This window comes from Arthrobacter arabinosi, assembly GCF_054511115.1.
In genome coordinates this window covers 227,495-245,132 of the sequence record NZ_JBTNDF010000005.1, presented here as the reverse complement: position 1 = coordinate 245,132, position 17,638 = coordinate 227,495, and the positions used below count along the sequence as shown (strand labels likewise).

20 protein-coding genes are annotated in these 17,638 nt (G+C 71.5%); 12 read left to right on the top strand and 8 right to left on the bottom strand.

Annotated elements, in window-relative coordinates; genetic code table 11:
• Positions 1-81: 81 nt before the first annotated feature.
• The 3 genes from ACX80P_RS14170 (at position 82) to ACX80P_RS14160 (ending at position 1,370) form a co-directional block, all read left to right on the top strand.
• Positions 82-402, top strand: coding sequence for an ATP-binding cassette domain-containing protein (locus ACX80P_RS14170; RefSeq protein WP_459278743.1), 321 nt, complete (start codon positions 82-84; stop codon positions 400-402).
• 47 nt (positions 403-449) lie between these two features.
• Positions 450-611 (top strand): hypothetical protein, encoded by a 162-nt coding sequence (locus ACX80P_RS14165; protein ID WP_459278742.1) that lies wholly within the window; start codon positions 450-452, stop codon positions 609-611.
• Between the two features lie 63 nt (positions 612-674).
• Positions 675-1,370: a DsbA family oxidoreductase gene (locus tag ACX80P_RS14160; RefSeq protein ID WP_459278741.1), complete on the top strand. Its 696-nt coding sequence runs from the start codon at positions 675-677 to the stop codon at positions 1,368-1,370.
• A 34-nt stretch (positions 1,371-1,404) separates the two neighbouring features.
• On the opposite strand, the gene ACX80P_RS14155 is transcribed toward ACX80P_RS14160, so the two are convergent.
• Both ACX80P_RS14155 and ACX80P_RS14150 read right to left on the bottom strand, forming a co-directional pair.
• The gene (locus tag ACX80P_RS14155; RefSeq protein WP_459278740.1) at positions 1,405-2,250 is read right to left on the bottom strand and encodes a metal-dependent hydrolase; all 846 of its coding nucleotides are present in this window, start codon (positions 2,248-2,250) and stop codon (positions 1,405-1,407) included.
• Between the two features lie 100 nt (positions 2,251-2,350).
• The gene (locus ACX80P_RS14150) at positions 2,351-2,683 is read right to left on the bottom strand and encodes a hypothetical protein (RefSeq protein ID WP_459278739.1); all 333 of its coding nucleotides are present in this window, start codon (positions 2,681-2,683) and stop codon (positions 2,351-2,353) included.
• A 127-nt stretch (positions 2,684-2,810) separates the two neighbouring features.
• Here ACX80P_RS14150 and ACX80P_RS14145 point away from each other — a divergent pair, with 127 nt between their 5' ends.
• The 4 genes from ACX80P_RS14145 to ACX80P_RS14130 all read left to right on the top strand — a co-directional run bounded on the left by ACX80P_RS14145 (position 2,811) and on the right by ACX80P_RS14130 (position 8,123).
• Positions 2,811-3,827, top strand: a complete 1,017-nt coding sequence (locus tag ACX80P_RS14145; protein ID WP_459278738.1) for an MsnO8 family LLM class oxidoreductase — start codon at positions 2,811-2,813, stop codon at positions 3,825-3,827.
• Positions 3,828-3,914: 87 nt separating this feature from the next.
• Positions 3,915-4,853, top strand: coding sequence for a PRC and DUF2382 domain-containing protein (locus ACX80P_RS14140; protein WP_459278737.1), 939 nt, complete (start codon positions 3,915-3,917; stop codon positions 4,851-4,853).
• A 90-nt stretch (positions 4,854-4,943) separates the two neighbouring features.
• Entirely contained in the window at positions 4,944-6,077 is a 1,134-nt protein-coding gene (locus ACX80P_RS14135) for an aminotransferase class V-fold PLP-dependent enzyme (protein WP_459278736.1), read from the top strand.
• A gap of 222 nt (positions 6,078-6,299) precedes the next feature.
• Complete coding sequence (locus ACX80P_RS14130; RefSeq protein WP_459278735.1) at positions 6,300-8,123, top strand: immune inhibitor A domain-containing protein; 1,824 nt, start codon at positions 6,300-6,302, stop codon at positions 8,121-8,123.
• 72 nt (positions 8,124-8,195) lie between these two features.
• On the opposite strand, the gene ACX80P_RS14125 is transcribed toward ACX80P_RS14130, so the two are convergent.
• The 4 genes from ACX80P_RS14125 to soxR all read right to left on the bottom strand — a co-directional run bounded on the left by ACX80P_RS14125 (position 8,196) and on the right by soxR (position 10,729).
• Positions 8,196-8,945 carry a hypothetical protein gene (locus ACX80P_RS14125; RefSeq protein ID WP_459278734.1) on the bottom strand — a complete coding sequence of 250 codons (750 nt, stop codon included), beginning with the start codon at positions 8,943-8,945 and terminating at the stop codon, positions 8,196-8,198.
• A 140-nt stretch (positions 8,946-9,085) separates the two neighbouring features.
• Complete coding sequence (locus tag ACX80P_RS14120) at positions 9,086-9,547, bottom strand: GtrA family protein (RefSeq protein WP_459278733.1); 462 nt, start codon at positions 9,545-9,547, stop codon at positions 9,086-9,088.
• Positions 9,548-9,721: 174 nt separating this feature from the next.
• A complete protein-coding gene (locus ACX80P_RS14115) occupies positions 9,722-10,246 on the bottom strand; it encodes a flavin reductase family protein (protein WP_459278732.1) in 525 nt (174 codons plus the stop codon).
• A 33-nt stretch (positions 10,247-10,279) separates the two neighbouring features.
• The gene (gene soxR, locus ACX80P_RS14110) at positions 10,280-10,729 is read right to left on the bottom strand and encodes a redox-sensitive transcriptional activator SoxR (protein ID WP_459278731.1); all 450 of its coding nucleotides are present in this window, start codon (positions 10,727-10,729) and stop codon (positions 10,280-10,282) included.
• A gap of 260 nt (positions 10,730-10,989) precedes the next feature.
• Here soxR and ACX80P_RS14105 point away from each other — a divergent pair, with 260 nt between their 5' ends.
• Entirely contained in the window at positions 10,990-12,063 is a 1,074-nt protein-coding gene (locus ACX80P_RS14105) for a Gfo/Idh/MocA family protein (protein WP_459278750.1), read from the top strand.
• Positions 12,063-12,821, top strand: coding sequence for a ThuA domain-containing protein (locus ACX80P_RS14100; protein WP_459278730.1), 759 nt, complete (start codon positions 12,063-12,065; stop codon positions 12,819-12,821). The genes ACX80P_RS14105 and ACX80P_RS14100 overlap by 1 nt, the downstream gene beginning before the upstream one ends.
• A 126-nt stretch (positions 12,822-12,947) precedes the next feature.
• Here ACX80P_RS14100 and ACX80P_RS14095 read toward each other — a convergent pair whose 3' ends face one another.
• Positions 12,948-13,592, bottom strand: coding sequence for a nucleoside/nucleotide kinase family protein (locus ACX80P_RS14095; RefSeq protein WP_459278729.1), 645 nt, complete (start codon positions 13,590-13,592; stop codon positions 12,948-12,950).
• Positions 13,593-13,787: 195 nt separating this feature from the next.
• Between ACX80P_RS14095 and ACX80P_RS14090 the strand changes: the two genes are divergently transcribed.
• A complete protein-coding gene (locus ACX80P_RS14090) occupies positions 13,788-14,435 on the top strand; it encodes an SGNH/GDSL hydrolase family protein (RefSeq protein ID WP_459278728.1) in 648 nt (215 codons plus the stop codon).
• Positions 14,436-14,457: 22 nt separating this feature from the next.
• Here the strand turns inward: ACX80P_RS14090 and ACX80P_RS14085 are convergent, their stop codons facing one another.
• A complete protein-coding gene (locus ACX80P_RS14085) occupies positions 14,458-15,252 on the bottom strand; it encodes a hypothetical protein (protein WP_459278727.1) in 795 nt (264 codons plus the stop codon).
• Positions 15,253-15,445: 193 nt separating this feature from the next.
• Here ACX80P_RS14085 and ACX80P_RS14080 point away from each other — a divergent pair, with 193 nt between their 5' ends.
• A complete protein-coding gene (locus ACX80P_RS14080) occupies positions 15,446-15,769 on the top strand; it encodes an MmcQ/YjbR family DNA-binding protein (RefSeq protein ID WP_459278726.1) in 324 nt (107 codons plus the stop codon).
• A 372-nt stretch (positions 15,770-16,141) separates the two neighbouring features.
• Complete coding sequence (locus ACX80P_RS14075; protein WP_459278725.1) at positions 16,142-17,602, top strand: hypothetical protein; 1,461 nt, start codon at positions 16,142-16,144, stop codon at positions 17,600-17,602.
• Positions 17,603-17,638: the final 36 nt, after the last annotated feature.

The following is a 17,638-nucleotide window of genomic DNA, read 5'->3' as shown; positions in this document are numbered from 1 at the left end:
GGGGGGGGGGGGCGGGGGGGGGGGGGGGGGGGGGGGGGGGGGGGGGGGGGGGGGGGGGGGGGGGGGGGGGGGGGGGGACTCGTGAACGAGAAGGCGTCCGTGACGGCCCTGAAGCGGACCGACCTCGGCATGGTGTTCCAGCAGTTCAACCTGTTCCTGACCAAGACGGCCCTCGGCAACGTGACGGCGCCCCTGCGCGACGTGAAGAGGATGCCCAAGGAGGCCGCCGGACAGCACGCGCTCGAGAACCTGAGGAAGGTAGCTGGACCGGAAGGACAACCACCCGTCCAAGCTCTCCGGAGGCCAGAAGCACGCCACGACCTACGCCCTCCTCAAGCGTTCCGGCCTTGCCGTCGAGCCCCCCACGCCCGGCAGGGCGGGCAGCACGGAGTAAACTGGTAAGCCACCTGATGTTTCTGGGTGCAGATGCGCAACCGAAGGAGATCGTCATGGGAATCAGCAACACGATCAAGAACGCTGCGGGCCGTTACCTCGGTGGCAAGGGCGCCGGCACCACCGGAAAGCCCGTCCGCGGTACGGGCCAGCGGGGCACGCCCGTCCCGGCAGGAAAGGCCGGCGGGTTCCTCCGCGGCCTGCTGAACCGCAAGTAGCAGCAACGCTCAGGCGCTCTTCCTCCGGGAATAGCGCCTGAGCGCTCTGCGGTTGCGCCAGGCATGAGAATAGAGATCTGGTCCGACATCAAATGCCCCTGGTGCTACGTGGGGAAGCGCCGTTTCGCGAAAGCCCTCGCGGACTTCCCCCACCGGGAGCAGGTGGACGTGACATGGAAGAGCTTCCAGCTCGACCCCTCCCTCCCTGACCACTACGACGGCACGGAGCAGCAGTACCTCGCCGAGCGCAAGGGCATCGCCCCGGAGCAGGTCCGTCAGATGTGGCAGCACCTCACCCGGCAGGCCGAGGGGGAGGGTCTCTCCTTCGACTTCGACCGCGTGGTGGTGGGCAACAGCTTCACGGCGCACCGATTCCTCCATCTCGCGAGATCCCGGGGCCAGGGCGAGGCCGCGAAGGAAGCCATCATGTCCGCGCACTTCGAGCAGGGACGGGACACCTCCGACGTCGAGGTCCTGGTCACCCTCGGCACGGGCCTCGGCCTCGGCGAGGACGAGATCCGGGACACCGTCGCAAGCGACCGGTTCGCCGCCGAGGTCCGCGCCGACATCGAGGAAGCCCGCACGCTCGGGGTGCGGGGCGTCCCCTTCTTCGTCGTCGACCGCACGTACGGGATCTCCGGCGCGCAGCCCGTCGAGGTGTTCCGGGAGGCGCTCGACCAGGCGTGGCGCGAGTCCCACCCCCTGGTGCCCCTCGCTTCGTCACCCGACGGCCCCGCCTGCGGCCCCGACGGCTGCTGACCCGCGGTCGGCCGGGCGCGCTGGTCCGGCGTCGTCAGCCGGCTCCCGCGGCTCGCGCGATCACCGTCGCGCCGTCGTCGATCCTCGCGACGGCCCAGCCGACGCCACCGAGCGCGTAGAGCGAGACGGGAACGAGCAGGCACCACTCCCGGAGGGAACCGGCGTTGCCGAGCACCGGCACCGCGATGTTCCCGTTGGGCCGCCATATCTGGGCGACCACCGGCATCCTCGCCAGGCTCCGTGGCCTGCGGAGCCGGAACGGATACACGGGGTTGCAGCCGCCGGTGGTCAGCATGTCTCCAAGGATGTGCACGACGACGCCGATGCCGACCGCGAGCGGGAACCAGAACTGCTCCTCGGGAGCGAATGCCGTGACGAACGCGCCCGCGGTCAGGCCGACCGCCCAGGGGGAGCGTCGCATGCTGTCCGGGATGATTCTCAGGGCCTTCGCCGCGAAGGAGACCAGCAGCACCGTCAGCACACCGGCGCCCGGGTAGATGGTGCCGAAGTCCGCCGTCCCGACGGTCCACAGCCCGGCGACGAACGCGACGGCGACGAACGCGCACACACCGAGCAGCGAATGCGTGCCGCGCCGGTGACCTCCCGAGATGGCACCCACGCCGGCGCACAGCAGGTTGGACAGTGGTGGCAGGGAGTGCGCGATGGTGGCGTTGTGGTGGTCGGCGTCGGGCAGGAGTGCCGCGCCGGCCGTGACGAGCGCACCGGTGACGACGCCGACGGGGCTGACGTCCAGCAGACCGAGGCCGAGGGTGACGGTGTCGGGCAGGACGGGGAGCAGATGACCCGGGTGGATCTCGATGCGGGTGGTGGCGGCTACCCAGGCGGCGGCGCCGCAGGCAGCATGGTGGGCGCCCATCATGGCGGGAGTCCTTTCGGTGGGTCCGCGCCGACCCGCAGGATCACGGGCGGCGACGAGATCCCATCCTGACGCGCGCCACCGTCATTATCGGAAAGGGGCCCTAGCGCGGGCGGTGCACGCGCGCGTCCGCGGAGGACGGCAGGGGAGTGGAGCGCAGCCAGGCTTCGACGTCGTCGCCGAGGCCGGTCGGCAGCGAGGCCTTCTCGAGGCGTGCCCGGAAGCCCGCCGTGATCTCGCGCTGGATGCGCAGGCGGGCCTCGTCGCCCGGTTCCCCACGGCCCGCGGCAACGCGATCGGCGATCAGGAGGAGCCGTGCCTGCGATTCCGCGATGCCGTCGGCGAGCCGGAACAGCCGGCTCTCCTCGCTGACCACGCGTGCCGCCGGTGTCGGCAGCTGCCGTGGACGACGACGGAACCTGGTGAAGATGCCCATGACGCTCAACCCCGCTGATGTTCTCGGCCCGCCGTACCTCGTTGTCCGGCTGGCTCGGGCGGCATCCCTGGCGCCCGTGCCGCAACCCTACCCGGAATGGTGCCGCGGCGTCGCCGGTTCCAGGGATATGACCTCTTTCGCCCACGTGTCCATCCTCGACCGCGCGCAGTCGCGCATCGGGTCCTCGGAAGCCGCGACACTGCAGCACGTGGTCGAACGAGCGCAGCGGGCGGAAGTGCTCGGCTACCGGAGGTTCTGGGTCGCCGAGCACCACGGCGTGCCCGGTATCGCAGGGTCCGTGCCGGCGGTGCTCGCCGCAGCGGTGGCCTCCCGGACGACGTCCATCCGCGTCGGGACGGGCGGCATCATGCTGCCGAACCACCAGCCCCTGGTGGTCGCCGAGCAGGCGGCGACGCTGAACGCCCTGAGCGGCGGCCGGTTCGATCTGGGTGTCGGCCGGTCGCTCGGGTTCACCTCCGCGGTGCGGACCGCGCTGAGGGCGGGCAGGGAGGACGCCGACCGGTTCGAGCAGGACCTCGACGATCTCCTCGCCCTCCTCGGCGGCACCGCTCCCATCACCGCCCGCCCGGCGGACGGTGGCCGCACTCCCGTCTTCGTCCTGGCCACGGGTCAGGGCCTGGACATCGCGGCGCGCGCCGGCCTCGCCGTCGTGCTCGGTGGACCTGCCCTGTCCCGGGAGGGCGATCCCGCGCTCGAGCGGTACCGGACGACCTTCCGCCCGTCCCCGTGGTGGGACGAGCCGCACGTCACGGTGTCGCTGAACGTGGCGGTGGCGGGCACGACGGAGGCGGCACGGCAGCTCCTCCTGCCGGAGGCCCGGGCGCTCGCCCTCTCCCGGACGAGGGGATCCTTCCCGCCCCTGGACGGGCGGCCGGGCCCGCTGACGGAGCGGCAGGAGGGGCTCGTGCGGGAGTCCCTCGCGGCGGCCGCATACGGGACGGCGCACGAGGTCCGGCAGCAGCTCGCCGCACTCCGGCAGCGGACGGGCGCCGACGAGCTGCTGGTCAGCGGCGGGGCGTACGACCTCGAGGCGCAGGCGCTGTCCGACGAACTCCTGGCCTCGCTCGCCGTGCACCGACACCCGCCGGCTGCCGGCACGGCCCGCCGTGCCGGAACACGATAGTAAGCCTGCTTGTTATATGGGTCCGGCTCGCTCTATCCTGTCGACAATGCGTCGCCTCATGCGGGCGACACCGACGACAGGAACCCCATGCTCACGATGCACGATCTCGACCCCCTTCTCGGCCACCGCACCGCGGTCGTCACGGACCAGGGGGACAAGGTGGGAACGCTCGGCGAGATGTACCTGAACGACGCCACCGAGGCGCCGACCTGGGTCACCGTCCACACCGGCCTGTTCGGCACGAAGGAGTCCTTCGTGCCGCTCGAGGGTGCCGTCGTGCAGGACGGCCGGCTCGTCGTGGCGTATCCGCGCGACCTCATCCGCCACGCCCCGTCGATCGAGCGCGACGGCCACCTCGGGCCCGAGGACAAGCGCGTGCTGTACGGGCACTACGGTCTGGACGAAGCGACGACGGCCGCGGCGAGCGTGCCCGTCGACGACGCCACACCGTCGCACGACGACGGCACCGTCCGCGAGCGGCATGGCGACGGTGAACCCTGGATGATCCGTTCGGAGGAGCGGCTCCGCGTCGGGACGGAGAGCTACGAGGCCGCCCGTGTGCGCCTGCGCAAGTACGTGGTCACCGAGGAGTCCCGCCGGAGGGTGCCCCTGCTGAGGGAGGAGCTGGTGATCGAGCGGGAGCCGATCACGGCGCGCAACGCCTCCCCTGACGCTTCGCTCTTCCAGGAGCAGGTCGTCGAGCTCGTCGGCCACGAGGAGCAGGCCGTGGTGCTGGGTACGGAGACCGTCCCCGTCGAGCGGGTCCGGCTGGCCAGGACCACCGTCGCCGGCAGGACCACGGTGAGGGAGCAGGTCCGGAAGGAGCGCGTCGTCAGCAGCATCGACGGCGACGAGATGACCGACACCGGCTCGTACGGTGCCGGGCGGCGCTCGGGCGGGCGGACGCGCGGCAGGGTCGCGGGTACCGGGGGCCGCAAGCAGTCCCCACCGGCCGACGACCAGGCGGGGAGGATCGCCACGGGCAGCCCCAACCCGCTGCTCAAGGGCAAGAACAAGCGCCGCTGAGCGGTGACCCCAGCCCTGCGCCGTCCTCCGCCTGATAGCTTGCGTTCGGGGCGGCGGGACCACGCTCCCGGCTGAGAGCGGAGGAGGAGCATGGGCAGTCCGACGGAACACGACGGCGCCGCGCTGGCGTCCTACCGGGCGTCCTTCACGGAAGGGCGTGGATACCTGAACTTCGCGAGCTACGGGCCGCCGTCCCGTGCCGTCCGCGAGCGGGTGGCACACCTCCTGGAGGTCGCCGCGAAGGGCGGCGGCGCCCGGGACGGCTCCCTGTTCGGTGAGGACCTCCGCGCGCGGGAAGCCTTCGCGCGGCTCAGCGGGTTCCCGCCCGAGAACGTGGGGCTGACCGGCAGCACCTCGCTGGGCCTGTTCCAGGTGGCGTTCGGCCTGGCCGGCGGTTCGGTGCTCGTCAGCGCCGGGGAGTTCCCCGCCAACACGTACCCCTGGCTCCGCGCCGGTGCCGCGGGGCGGGCGCGCGTCGCGCCGACCGGTGGGCCGGGCACGCGCATGACGCCCGACGTCGTCGCCCGTGCCCTCACCGACGACACCGTCGCGGTGAGCGTCAGCGCCGTCGACTTCCGCACCGGCTACCGGGCCGACCTCGCGGGCATCCGCGCGGTCATCGGACCCGACCGCCTGCTCGTGGTCGACGGCATCCAGGCCTTCGGCGTCGTCGACCTCGAGTGGACGCTGGCCGACGCGCTGATCGTCGGCGCGCAGAAGTGGATCCGCGCCGGCTGGGGTGTGGCCGCCCTTGCCCTGTCCCCGCAGGGCATGGCGCGGATCGAGCCGCTGCTCACCGGGTGGACCGGCGTCACGGATCCCCACCGGTACGACGGCGAGGAGCACCCGCCGCTGCCCGGCGCGCAGCGCTTCTCCGTCTCGAACCTCTCGCCCTACGCGACGGGCGCCCTCGCGGAGGCCCTCACGCTGATCGAGGCGGTGGGCGTGCCGGGCATCGAGGGGATCGTGGCCGCCCACGCCCGGACGCTCATCGGGTGCCTCGACGCCGCCGGGGTGCCGGTTCTCTCGCCCAGGGACCCATCGGAAGCCGCCGGGATCGTGGTGGCGGGCGTGGGCGGACGCGCGGCCGGGGCACACGAGGCCCTGGCGGCCGCCGACATCAGCGCGACGCTCCACGGGGACCGCATCCGCTTCTCCGTGCACGCGACCACCCGCCCCGAGGTGTTGGGCGAGGCGGCGGCGGTGCTGGCGCCGTTCCTCTGAGGCCACCCGTGCCGTCGCGGCCCGGCACTATACGACGGCGCACCGCCCTGCGCCAGAGCCGGGGAGGAAGACGCGCCGCGAGGCGCAACCGATCCCCGAAGTGTCCGCGGCCGGTGCTAGCCTCCGAGCCATAACATGTGACTCAGGCAACATGTTTGTGGCCCCAGGCATCTGACCCGGGGGTGCTTTGCTTCAGCTGGGACATTTCACTTAGGAGAACCCTTGAATTCCATCACTCGTACCCGGGGGCTGCGATGTGCGATGGCGCTCGCCGTCACGGGCGCCGTCGTGCTTGCTCCCGTCAGCGCGCAGGCCACGCCGGGACCCTCGGACTCGCCGGCCGTGCCGGCGTCCTTCAACTCCTCGCCCGGCGCCGACGGCGTGGCGAAGTCCGATGACCGCTCCGACCCCGCAGCCGACGAACGCCGCGACCTCAACCAGCAGGGCGTGGAGAAGGTCATCTCCGGCGAGGCGAAGGTCGAGGACCGCAACGGCTCGAAGGCCGTCAAGGTGGCTCCCGGCCAGTGGGCGCAGTACGGACTGCAGGACAGCGACCAGATCCTGTCCTTCCTCGTCGACTTCGGCGACAAGGTCGATCCCCGCTTCCCCGCGTCCGTGCCCGGCCCCACGCACAACGCGATCCCCGAGCCCGACCGCGCGCTGGACAACTCCACCTACTGGACCGACACCTTCGACCGCGAGCACTACCTCGACATGTTCTTCGACGCGGAGGGCGAGTCCCTCAAGAGCGTCTACGGGGAGATGTCCAGCGGCCGGTACACGGTCGACGGCGACGTCAGCGACTGGGTGACCGTCCCCTACAACTCGGCGAGCTACGGCGAGACCGAGAGCCAGGCGGACATGACCCGCTTCGTGCAGGACACCGCGAACGCCTGGTACGACGCCCAGATCGCGGCAGGGAAGACCCCCGCGGAGATCGACGCCTACCTCGCGACCTTCGACCAGTGGGACCGCTACGACTTCGACAAGGACGGCGACTTCAACGAGGCCGACGGCTACATCGACCACTTCCAGGCCATCCACGCCGGTGAGGGCGAGGAGGCCGGCGCGGCGTCGTCGGCCATCTGGTCCCACCGCTGGGCCGTGGGCCAGGCCGGCCGCGGGACCGCGGGCCCGTCCGCGAACCCCTTCGGCGGCATCAAGATCGGCCAGTCCGACGTCTGGATCCGCGACTACACCACGGAGCCCGAGAACGGTGGCCTCGGCGTCTTCGCGCACGAGTACGCGCACGACCTCGGCCTGCCCGACCTGTACGACACCAGTGGCGGCGAGAACGGTACCGGCTTCTGGTCGCTCATGAGTTCCGGCTCCTGGCTCGGACACGGCGACGGTTCGATCGGCACCACCCCGAACCACATGGGCGCATGGGAGAAGCTGCAGCTCGGCTGGCTCGACTACGAGGTGGCGACCGCGGGTGTGAAGTCCACCCACAAGATCGGTCCGTCCTTCCACGGCACGAAGGCGCCACAGGCCGTCGTCGTGAAGCTGCCGAAGGACGCCGCGGGCAAGGACCGCTTCTACATCGCCGAGAACCGTGTGTACGCGGGCTACGACGCGACGCTCGCCACCGGCCCGTACAACTTCGGCTGGGGCTTCACCGCACCGGACACGGTGGAGCACTACGCCTACCAGGACGGCCTGAGCATCACCTACTGGAACACGGCGCAGCGCAACAACAACACGCGCCAGCATCCGGGCGCGGGCCTCGCCCTGCCCGTGGACGCCCACCCGAAGGCCCTCAAGTGGTCCGACGGCACGACGGTCCGCAACCGCATCCAGAGCTTCGACGCCACGTTCGGCAAGCAGGCCACCGATGCGCTCGACCTGCACCGCGAGACCGCGGCGGGCGCGACCACGCTCACCGTTCCGTCGCAGCCCGGTGTCGCCGTCTTCGACGACACCGACCCGAACGCCTACTACGACGCCACGAACCCGCAGGGATCCGTCGTCGTCGCAGGCACGGGGACGAAGATCGAGGTCGTCCAGTCCAACTCGACGGGCATGCTGACCCTCCAGGTCCGCTAGCCCCGACGAACGACACACAGCAGGAGCCGGGAGGTCACTCCCGGCTCCTGCTGTCTGCGCGGTGATGCCGCGTCAGTGGGTACCGCGTGGGCGCCGCGGTTGTGCGACGACGGCGATCGCGACGGCGAGGAGCAGGGCGACGATGCTGAGGATCCCGGCGATCGTGTACCGGAGCGACGTGCCCCCGACGGGAGGCTGGAAGCCTTCCGCCTGCTCCGCCTGTTCCACCCTGTCGATCCTGACCTCCTCGACCGGGGTCTGCGCGCCGGTTGCCCGGCCCTTCCCGGAGGACGCGGGCTGCGGCGCTGCGGGGACCGACCGGTCGACGACGACGGCCCCGCCGACACCGGCCGGCGGGTCGACGGCAGGAAGCGCAGGTGCGGCGTCCGCTTCTCCGGCGGGCTGCGCGGGCTGGGCGCTGTCCGGCGTCGGCTCCCCCCGGGGGGACGCGGGCACAGACGCCGGCGTCGGGGCGCTCGAGGTCGGCGGGACCGGTGACGCGGCCGGGGAGGACTGCGGGCTCGGCGTGGCGGTCTCCGCGGCCGGCGCGGGATCCGCGGGGTCGGGGCTTGCGACGACGACGTCCTCGACGGGGGGTGCCGGCTCGGCCGGAGGCTCGATCGCGGGCGGGTCGGCCGGGGATTCCTCCGCGGGCGGCGTGCCCGGCGTCGGAGGGATCAGGGCCGGCAGGGGAGAGGCGGACGGCGTGGGGGGCGTTACCTGGCCCGACGGCGCCGGAGCCGGGGAGGCGGCTGCGGCGGGCCCGGACAGCAGCAGTCCGATGCTGATGGCAAGGGTAGGGAGGGTTGTGGAGGCGCGCATGACGAGGGCTTTCGAGAACTGTGGTGCATGGTGGCGGGACGGCCCGTCAGCTTCGCAAGCAGGCTGACTACGCCATCAATGCTACGCGTCGGTCGCGCGGCATCCCACCGGAATCTGCCGGTGGACAGGTGGCATCGGACTCACCCGGAGCTGGTCCCGGAGGCCGGGACCACAGCGCCCACCCGGGTGGAGGCGTGGTGCGACGGCTGGAAGACCACGAAGCGGTAGGCGAGGTACCGGAAGACGTTGCCGAGGAGCACGCCGATGACGTTCCCGGAGACGTTGTCCGCCAGCGGGCTCGTGAAGCCCAGGAGGTAGTGCGAGACGAAGAGGCAGGCCGTCGCGATACCGAGGCCCATCAGGTTCGTCAGGCCGAAGAGGACGGCTTCCTGGCGTCTCGACCGGCCCCCGAAGCCGCGGAACGTGAAGTGCCTGCTGCCCAGCCAGGAGACGGCGGTCGCAAGGGCGACGGAGAGCACCTTGGACGAGATAGGGCCCATGCCCAGCCCGGAGGAGAGGATGTTGAACATCGAGATGTCGACGACGAAGGCCACGGCCCCGACGGCGGTGAAGGAACCCAGCCGCTTCAAGGCGTCGCTCACGAACCGGTCCCCTCTATCGACAGCACCCCAGTCTACGCCGTTGATTGCCCGGGCAACTGATTGTTGGGGACGCGGCAGCCGCCGTCGAACGCCCGGTACGCAAGGCACCCCGATCCGCCTGGTGCTGGTGCTGGTGCTGGTGCCCGGACCGGCATCGGCCCGCTTGGGGGTGCGTCAGTCGAGCAGTGAGTGGTCGCCCAGCCGGTGGTAGGACCGGTTGTGGTAGACCAGCGGCACCGCACCGGCGCGGGTGTCGCCCTGTTCGATCCCGGCGACCTCCGCTGCGAGGATCATCGACCCGCCGATCGGCAGCCGGTGCAGGATGCGGCACCGCAGGGCCCACGGCGCATCCAGCAGGAGCGGTTCACCCGTCTCCAGGGGCCGCCAGTCCACCACTCCGCCGAAACGGTCGGCACCGCGGGTCGCGAAGAGCTGCGCGATGCCCACCTGGTCGGCGCCGAGCAGGTGGACCACCAGGGTGTCCGCCGTGATGAGGGCCGCCGCGGACCGCGATGCCGTGGAGACCGAGAAGGCGAGGACGGGCGGCTCCGCGGAGACGGAGGAGACGGAGGACGCCGTGAGTCCGACGGGTCCGTCCGGACCGAGCCCGGTGATGACGGCGATGCCGGCCGGGTGCGTGCGGAACGCGTCCTTGAAGAGCTCGGCCGTGGGGATCGCGTGGCCGGTGGGGATGGTCATGCGTCAACGCTAGAACCTCAACAACAGTTGAGGTCAAATCGGCGGCTCCGGATCCAGGAGCGTGGAGCGGATGCCCTTCGAGCCGGCGGCGTCGTCGGGGTTGACGAAGCCGCAGGCCGCGAGGGACAGGCAGCCGCACCCGATGCAGCCGTCCAGCCGGTCCCGGAGGTGCTCGAGCTGGGCGATGCGCTTCTCGATCTCCTGCTGCCACGCCCCGGAGAGACGCTGCCAGTCCGCCTGGTCCGGGACGCCGTCGGTCGGCAGTTCGGCGAAGGCCCGGGCCACGCCGGCGAGGGGGATGCCCGCACGCTGGGCCGCCCCGATGACGGCGACCCGGCGGAGGACCGAGCGGTCGTACCGGCGCTGGTTGCCGGAGGTGCGGCGGCTGGTGATGAGGCCCCGGCGTTCGTAGAAGTGCAGTGCGGACACGCTCATGCCGCTGCGCGCTGCCAGTTGACCGACGGAAAGGTCCTGGGTCGGCATGGGGCTCCTTCCCGCCGCGTCGTCGTGCCAGCGTAGCGCCGGCCGTGCGGCGTCGTGCACGGGCCCGCCGCCCATCACCCCGGACGCCGGCGTGTTGCCGTCCGACACGCACTCCCGAGGCCGATCGCGTGCGCGACGCCGCAACGGGCTTCCGTGCCCCCGTGGACAACGCTCGCGGCGGCACGGTAGGACTGCTGGAGGGGCTCGCACGCAGCCGCCGCACCCGACAGTGAAGGACATCACCCTTGGACGAGCACGCGATGGACGGGCGACGACGACTGAAGGTGGGTGTGGTCGGGATCGGCTGGGCCGGCCGCCAGCACCTCGAGGCCTACGCGAACAGCGAGGACGTGGAGATCATCGGGCTGGCGGGCATGGAGCCCGACCTGCTCGCCGGGCTCCGGGACGAATACGGCATCCCGCACGCGGTGGAGCGCTGGGAGGACCTGGTCGGGCTCGATGGGCTCGACGCCGTCAGCGTCGCCGTCCCCACCTTCCTGCACGCACCCATCGCCGTCGCCGCCCTGGAGCGCGGCCTGCACGTGCTCAGCGAGAAGCCGATAGCCCGGAACGGCGACGAGGGCCAGCGCATGGTCGACGCCGCCCGCCGGGCGGGGCGCGTGCTCGACGTCGCGTTCAACCACCGCCGCCGCGGCGACATCGCGTCCCTCAAGCGGGTGATCGACGACGGCGGGATCGGGCGCCCCTACTACGCCAAGGCGTCCTGGCTGCGCCGCTCGGGCATCCCCTCCCTGGGCAGCTGGTTCACGAACCGGGAGATGGCCGGCGGCGGTCCGCTCGCCGACATCGGCGTCCACGTGATCGACTACGCGCTGCACCTGCTCGGTGAGCCGAAGGTGCTCTCCGTCTCGGCGTCCACCTACTCGGAACTCGGCCCGCAGGGCCGCGGCGGCGGAGCCTACGGTGCGCAGGCCGCCGGGTCCGCCTTCGAGGTGGAGGACCTCGCGACCGCGTTCCTCCGCCTCGAGGGCGGGGTGACGCTCCTGGTCGAGGCGGGCTGGGCCGCGTACCGCCCGGCGCCGGACCTCATGGACTTCCGCATCTACGGGACCGACGGCGGTGCCGAGCTGAGCCGGGTCGGGGGGCCCGCCGACGCCGTCGAGAGCCTGCACGTGTTCACCGAGGACGGCGACTACGAACCGGAGGTCGGGGCCTCGCCGGGACACCAGGGTGTCGTCGACGACTTCCTCGCCGCGATCCGCGCGGGCGAGACCGGGTGGGGGCGCCATGACGGCTCCCTGGCGCTCACGCGGGCCCGCATCATCGACGCCTGCTACGCCTCCGCTGCCCAGCACCGCGAGGTGGAGCTCTGATGGCGTTCGACGGCAAGCCGGCGATCGTCGTCTGGAACGAGGGCGTCCACGAGGCCCGCAACGAGCCGGCGACGATCGGCGAGATGTACCCCCGGGGCATCCACGGCGCCATCGCGGAATCGCTCGCCGATTTCTTCCCCGGCTCGGACATCACGACGGCGACCCTCGCCGATCCCGAGCACGGTCTCACCGAGGAGGTCCTCGCCGGGACCGACGTGCTCCTGTGGTGGGGGCACATCGCGCACGGCGAGGTCGCCGAGGACGTCGTCGAGCGCGTGCACCGCCATGTCCTCGCCGGGATGGGCCTGGTGGTGCTGCACTCCGGCCACTTCTCGAAGATCCTCACCCGGCTCCTGGGCACCACGTGCTCGCTGAAGTGGCGCAACGACGGCGAACGCGAACTCGTGTGGACGGTCAAGCCCTCGCACCCCATCGCTGCGGGCATCGAGAGCCCGATCGTGATTCCCGAGCAGGAGATGTACGGCGAGCTGTTCGACATCCCCGAACCGGACGACCTGATCTTCATCAGCTCCTTCGCGGGCGGCGAGGTCTTCCGTTCCGGGGTGACCTTCTCGCGCGGCAAGGGGCGGATCTTCTACTTCAGCCCCGGCGACCAGGAGTACCCGGTCTACCACCACCCGCAGATCCAGCGTGTACTCGCCAACGCCGTCGACTGGGTGGCCCAGCCCGGCGCCGAGCGGACGCGGCGGGAGGCGCCCGGCGTGGAGAACCCGGCACGGGACTGGTTCCTCGCCTGAGCTCCCCCGTGACGTGCCGCGGTCGGTCCCGACCTGTCGGGGGTGGGGACGGGGGAGGGGAGGAAGGACAGCGTGGAGGCCGGGAGCCGGGTCATGGCGCGTCGTCGCGTCGTGATGGATGGAGGATCAGGTGAGCTGCCACTCGGAGACGTCGAGGACGCGGTCCGCGCGGTCCCGGGTGGCCGCGACGAGGGCTGCGTTGGGATCGTCCACGCGGCGCACCCACTCCTCGGCGGCGGCCGGTGTCTTCCCGAACAGGACATGCCGGGCGACGAGCCGGCGTCGGCGCACCTGCGGGTCCACGTCGATGAACCAGACCTCGTCGAGCAGGTCCCGGGCGTCGCGCCAGCCGGGTGCCTCGAGCAGCAGGTAGTTGCCCTCGGTGACGAGGAGGGACGACGACGGCGGCACCGGCAGGGCGTTCGCGAGGGGCTGTTCGAGGTCGCGTTCGAAGGCCGGCGCGTAGACCGTGTGCTCCGGGGTGCTCCGCAGGCGCGCCAGCAGGGCGGCATAGCCGTGGGCGTCGACGGTCTCGGGCGCCCCCTTCCGGTCGAGGAGCCCGAGGCCCTTCAGTGCCTGGTCGGCCAGGTGGAACCCGTCCATCGGGACCAGGGCGTGCTCGGCGGGACTGAGCGCGGCGACCGCCGCGGCGATCGTGGACTTGCCCGCGCCGGGAGCCCCCACGATCCCGAGCAGGGTGCGTCCGCCGTCGGCGGGTCCAGGGAGCAGCCCGCGCAGGTCGGCGGCACTGCGGACGGTCACGGCGTGCACGGCGCTTCCTCCCGGGGTCGGGGACCGGGTGCTCCGATCCTTCATCCATCATGCCGTGCTGCGCGGAGATCACCGGTCGGGGTGGACGGTCGCCTCGAGCCGACCGGTGGCAGGGCGCTCGTACCCCCGTACCCGTGCCGCGGCTCGTCCCGGTGTGCACTGGTGGCGAGCCTGCCGGACGGGCCACGATGGGGGATGACCCGATCAGGAGACGGCCGAGGACACGTGGTACTGCTCGGGGACTCCATCCTCGACAACGGACGGTACGTCGACGGCGGGCCCGACGTCGTCGCGCAGGTCCGCCACGCCCTGCCCGGCGGGTGGAGAGCCACGTTGCTGGCCGTCGACGGTGACATCATCTCCGGCGTCGCGCGTCAGCTGCGCGCCCTGCCGGCCGACGCCACGCACCTCGTGGTCAGCGTCGGGGGGAACGACGCGCTGGGGTACCGCCACCTGCTCCAGTACCCGGCCCGGGGCGTCATGGAGGCACTGCTCGCCTTCGACGCGCCCCGCAGGGCGTTCGCGGAGGACTACGGGGCCATGCTCGACGGCGTCCTGGCGGCCGGCCTGCCCACCAGCGTCTGCACCATCTACGACACGCCGGCCTCCGAACCGGGTTCCGCGGTGATCCGCACGGCACTGGCGTTCTTCAACGACTGCATCACCCGGGCCGCCTTCGCACGCGGCGTGTCCGTCGTCGACCTCAGGCTCGTGTGCGACGACGACGGCGACTACGCGAATCCCATCGAGCCCTCCGTGCAGGGCGGACGCAAGATCGCGGCTGCCATCGCGGCGTTCCTGCTGCCCGCACCCGACCGCCCGCGGCCGGTCGTCATCACGTGACCGGCCGGGTCGGGGTCCTGCATCAGCCTGCCGGGCGCAGGGACGTGAGCATCGTCCTGATCTGCTGGTACTCCTCGGTCTCCATGTAGGCCTGCGGCGTGTCGATGTGCATCGGTTTGCCGGGGTAGACCTCGTACGGGTCGTAGACGCCGCCGAACGCAGCACCCGAGGGCGGCCAGGTGAAGAAGTGGGCGATGGGGCACGCGGTCGGCCCCTCCGGAAGGGGACCCGAGGTGATGCCGTAGGCGAGGGTCGACGCCGCCACGGGATCCGCGACGGCGGGATCGGTGCGCCCCTCGAACACGAACCTCGGGGTGGCGGAGCCCTGGGTGAGGGCCGGCAGCGGCTCCGAGTCCAGGAGCGAGTACGGCACCTCCTCCGGACACACGGCCCCGGTGACGAGGTCCGTCTGCAGGGTCGCGAGCCGCCGGCCGGCGGGATCCTCGACGGCGACGGCCACCCCCTGCGGCGGTGCCGGGGTGGAGGCGACGACGGTCCAGTCCGCGGGGTGGTCGAAGGACAGGTCTCCGTCCGTGGTCGTATAGGTGACCCATCCGGCACCGGCGACGGGCGGGGCCGTGGCCGATGGAGTCGGCGAGGGCGGGGTGGTGGCGGGCGGGGCCGTGGCCGCGGGCGTCGGTGTCGGGTCGGTGGACGGCGGGGCGGTGGACGGCGGCGCCGCAGGGGTGGTGGACGGCGGGGCCTCCTGGGTCTCCGCGGCATCGGCACCGGCGTCGGGAGAAGCGCAGGAGGTGAGGAGGAGAGCGAAGCACAGAGCCCCGGAGGACAGCAGCGCGGACGTGGCTGGACGACCCATGGTTACTCCTTCGTAGCGCGGGTGGATCGCTCCATGATGGTGCTGTCCGGCCTGCCCGGTCCATACCGTGCCCTGATCGTTATCCGGTTGCCGGGTTCGTCACCGATCCGTGCGTATTTCGTCGGCGATCAGTGACGCGGCGGTGATCCCCGAACCACTGGACCGGTCCCGTATCCGGTGCGATGGTTGGTCCATGGTCAGCGAAGACGATGTCCGATCCGCCTGCCTCGCCCTGCCAGGGGCCACCGAGCGCCTGAGCTGGAACCGGCCCGCCTGGTTCGCCCGGACCCTCTTCGCCCGCATGTGGGACGACACCGTCCTGACGGTCAAGACCGGCGAACGTGAGGCGCTGCTCGCCACCCGGCCTGGCGCGTTCTTCGTCCACCCGCACCATGAGCAGTACGAATCGCTGGTGCTCGTGCGGCTGGGCCGCATCGCCCTCGAGGAGCTGACCGAACTCATCGACGAGTCCTACCGGATCGCCAACAGCACGGAGGCGAGGCGACAGGGTGCGTGACCATCTGTGGCCGGCGTGTGCTTGATCACTCGCCGAATTCGCCGGCCATTTTCATGCGCCGCGCCAGCACGCGGGAGCTGAGTAGTTCTTGCTCAATGAACAAGTACAACCGACGCCGTGTTAGGTAACGACGTGGGTGGAAGAGAGCGAAACCTCCGTAATTACGCGTAGGCACTACTCATGATGCGCAGGGGATTTGAGCGTTACATTTCTGAAAGGCGCTCGCTGGCAGAGCTGGCGAGGACGCCCCCATCACCTCTCGTGTGGGACGACTCCCGGATCTCTGCCCTGCGGGCTCCGACCTCTCTTACTCACGTCTCACACGAGGCCGCCCGTCCGCCCTGCACGGTGGCGCGCGGCCCAGGGGAAATCATGACTTCGCTGCAGTCCCTCATCCAGGACCCCCATGCCCGACGCCGCACGGTGGTGATCGTCGTCGCACTCATCCTGACGGCCCTCGTCCCGCTCGCCGACACCCTGCTGCCCGAGGGCTGGTCCTACGCCCTGCTGGCCACCGGCGTGGTGCTCGTCATGGTGGTCCTGTTCATGTTCGCCCGGCCCGGTGCAGCCGGCACCGGGGGGTACCGCGCGAAGACCGACGACGGAGCGCGGCCGGGCGCCGGCCTCCTCCTCTACCTCTCCCCAGTGATCCTCCTGAACCTCGTGTACCCGCTCGTCAGCCCGGCCATGGCCGCGGTGAGTGTCGGAGGGGTGCAGCTCACCCTCGTGGTCCTCGCGTCCTCGATCACCGTCCCGTGGCTGGCGCAGGCTGCCTGCCTCCCTGCGTACCGCGCCATCGGTGACCTGATGGCGGAGCGGGACATGGCAGCCATCACCCGCCGCTTCTGCGCCACCTGGCCCGCGATGTTCGTTCAGGCGCTGCCGCTCGTCGTGGTCTTCGCCGTCCCGCTCTGGCTGGCCACGGGCTGGTCCTTCACGGCCCTGGCCACCTATGCCGCCCTCTGCTCCCTCCACCTCCTCTTCGTCCAGTCCCTCATCCTTGCCAATGTGGGCAGCCGCCGCGGTCTCTGGGCTATCGCGTGGGCGGCCTACGCCGCGGCCCTCTTCGCGGCTCCGACCCTGTGGTGGCTGCCGCCGCTGCTCGGTGCACTCACGCAGGTGGTGCCGATGGGGCGGGGCCTCGCCGCCGTGAGCCTCACCCGCCTGGGGGCGCGTGATTTCTCGTCCGATCTCGTGCGGGGTCTCCTGCTCGGCGCGGTGCTGTGGGCCGACAAGTTCGTCCTGTTCCTCGTCACCGACGGCGACTTCCAGGTGGTCATCGTGTTCCTGGCGATGCTGCCCGCGGTCATCGCCTACAACTACTACTTCGTGACCCTCGCCCCGAAGGTGGACAGGGCGGTCGCGGACCTGCACCGCACCATCTCCGAGGAGCCGTTCACGGTCCTCGCCACCCGGTCCAAGCGGCTCAGTCGGACGGTGGACCGGGCCATCCTCAGCACGGGTGCGGTCGGCATGGTGCTGACACTCGTGATCTCCCTGCTCCTCGAGGGCATCCAGCCCGTGAACGTGCTCCTGGCCGTCTCGGTGGGCATCGCGTCCTGGGCCTTCATGATCCTCACGCTCCTCAGCTACGAACTGGACTACATCGGCGAGAAGGTCCTGCCGCAGGTCCTGGGTGGCATCCACCTGGTGCTCTGCGCAGCGGCCTTCGTGCTGATCAACGCGTCGCAGAGCTCCGCCGGCGCTGCTCTCGCCTACGGTGCGCTGGTCGTGGCGGACCTCGTACTCGTCGCCGTCGCCTGGGTGCTCTACAAGCGCCACTGGAGCCAGCCCGAATACACCCTGTTCTGGCGCCACGCCACGTCCTGGTAGCGGTTACGCCGCTCCCGCCCCGCCCGACCCACCGCT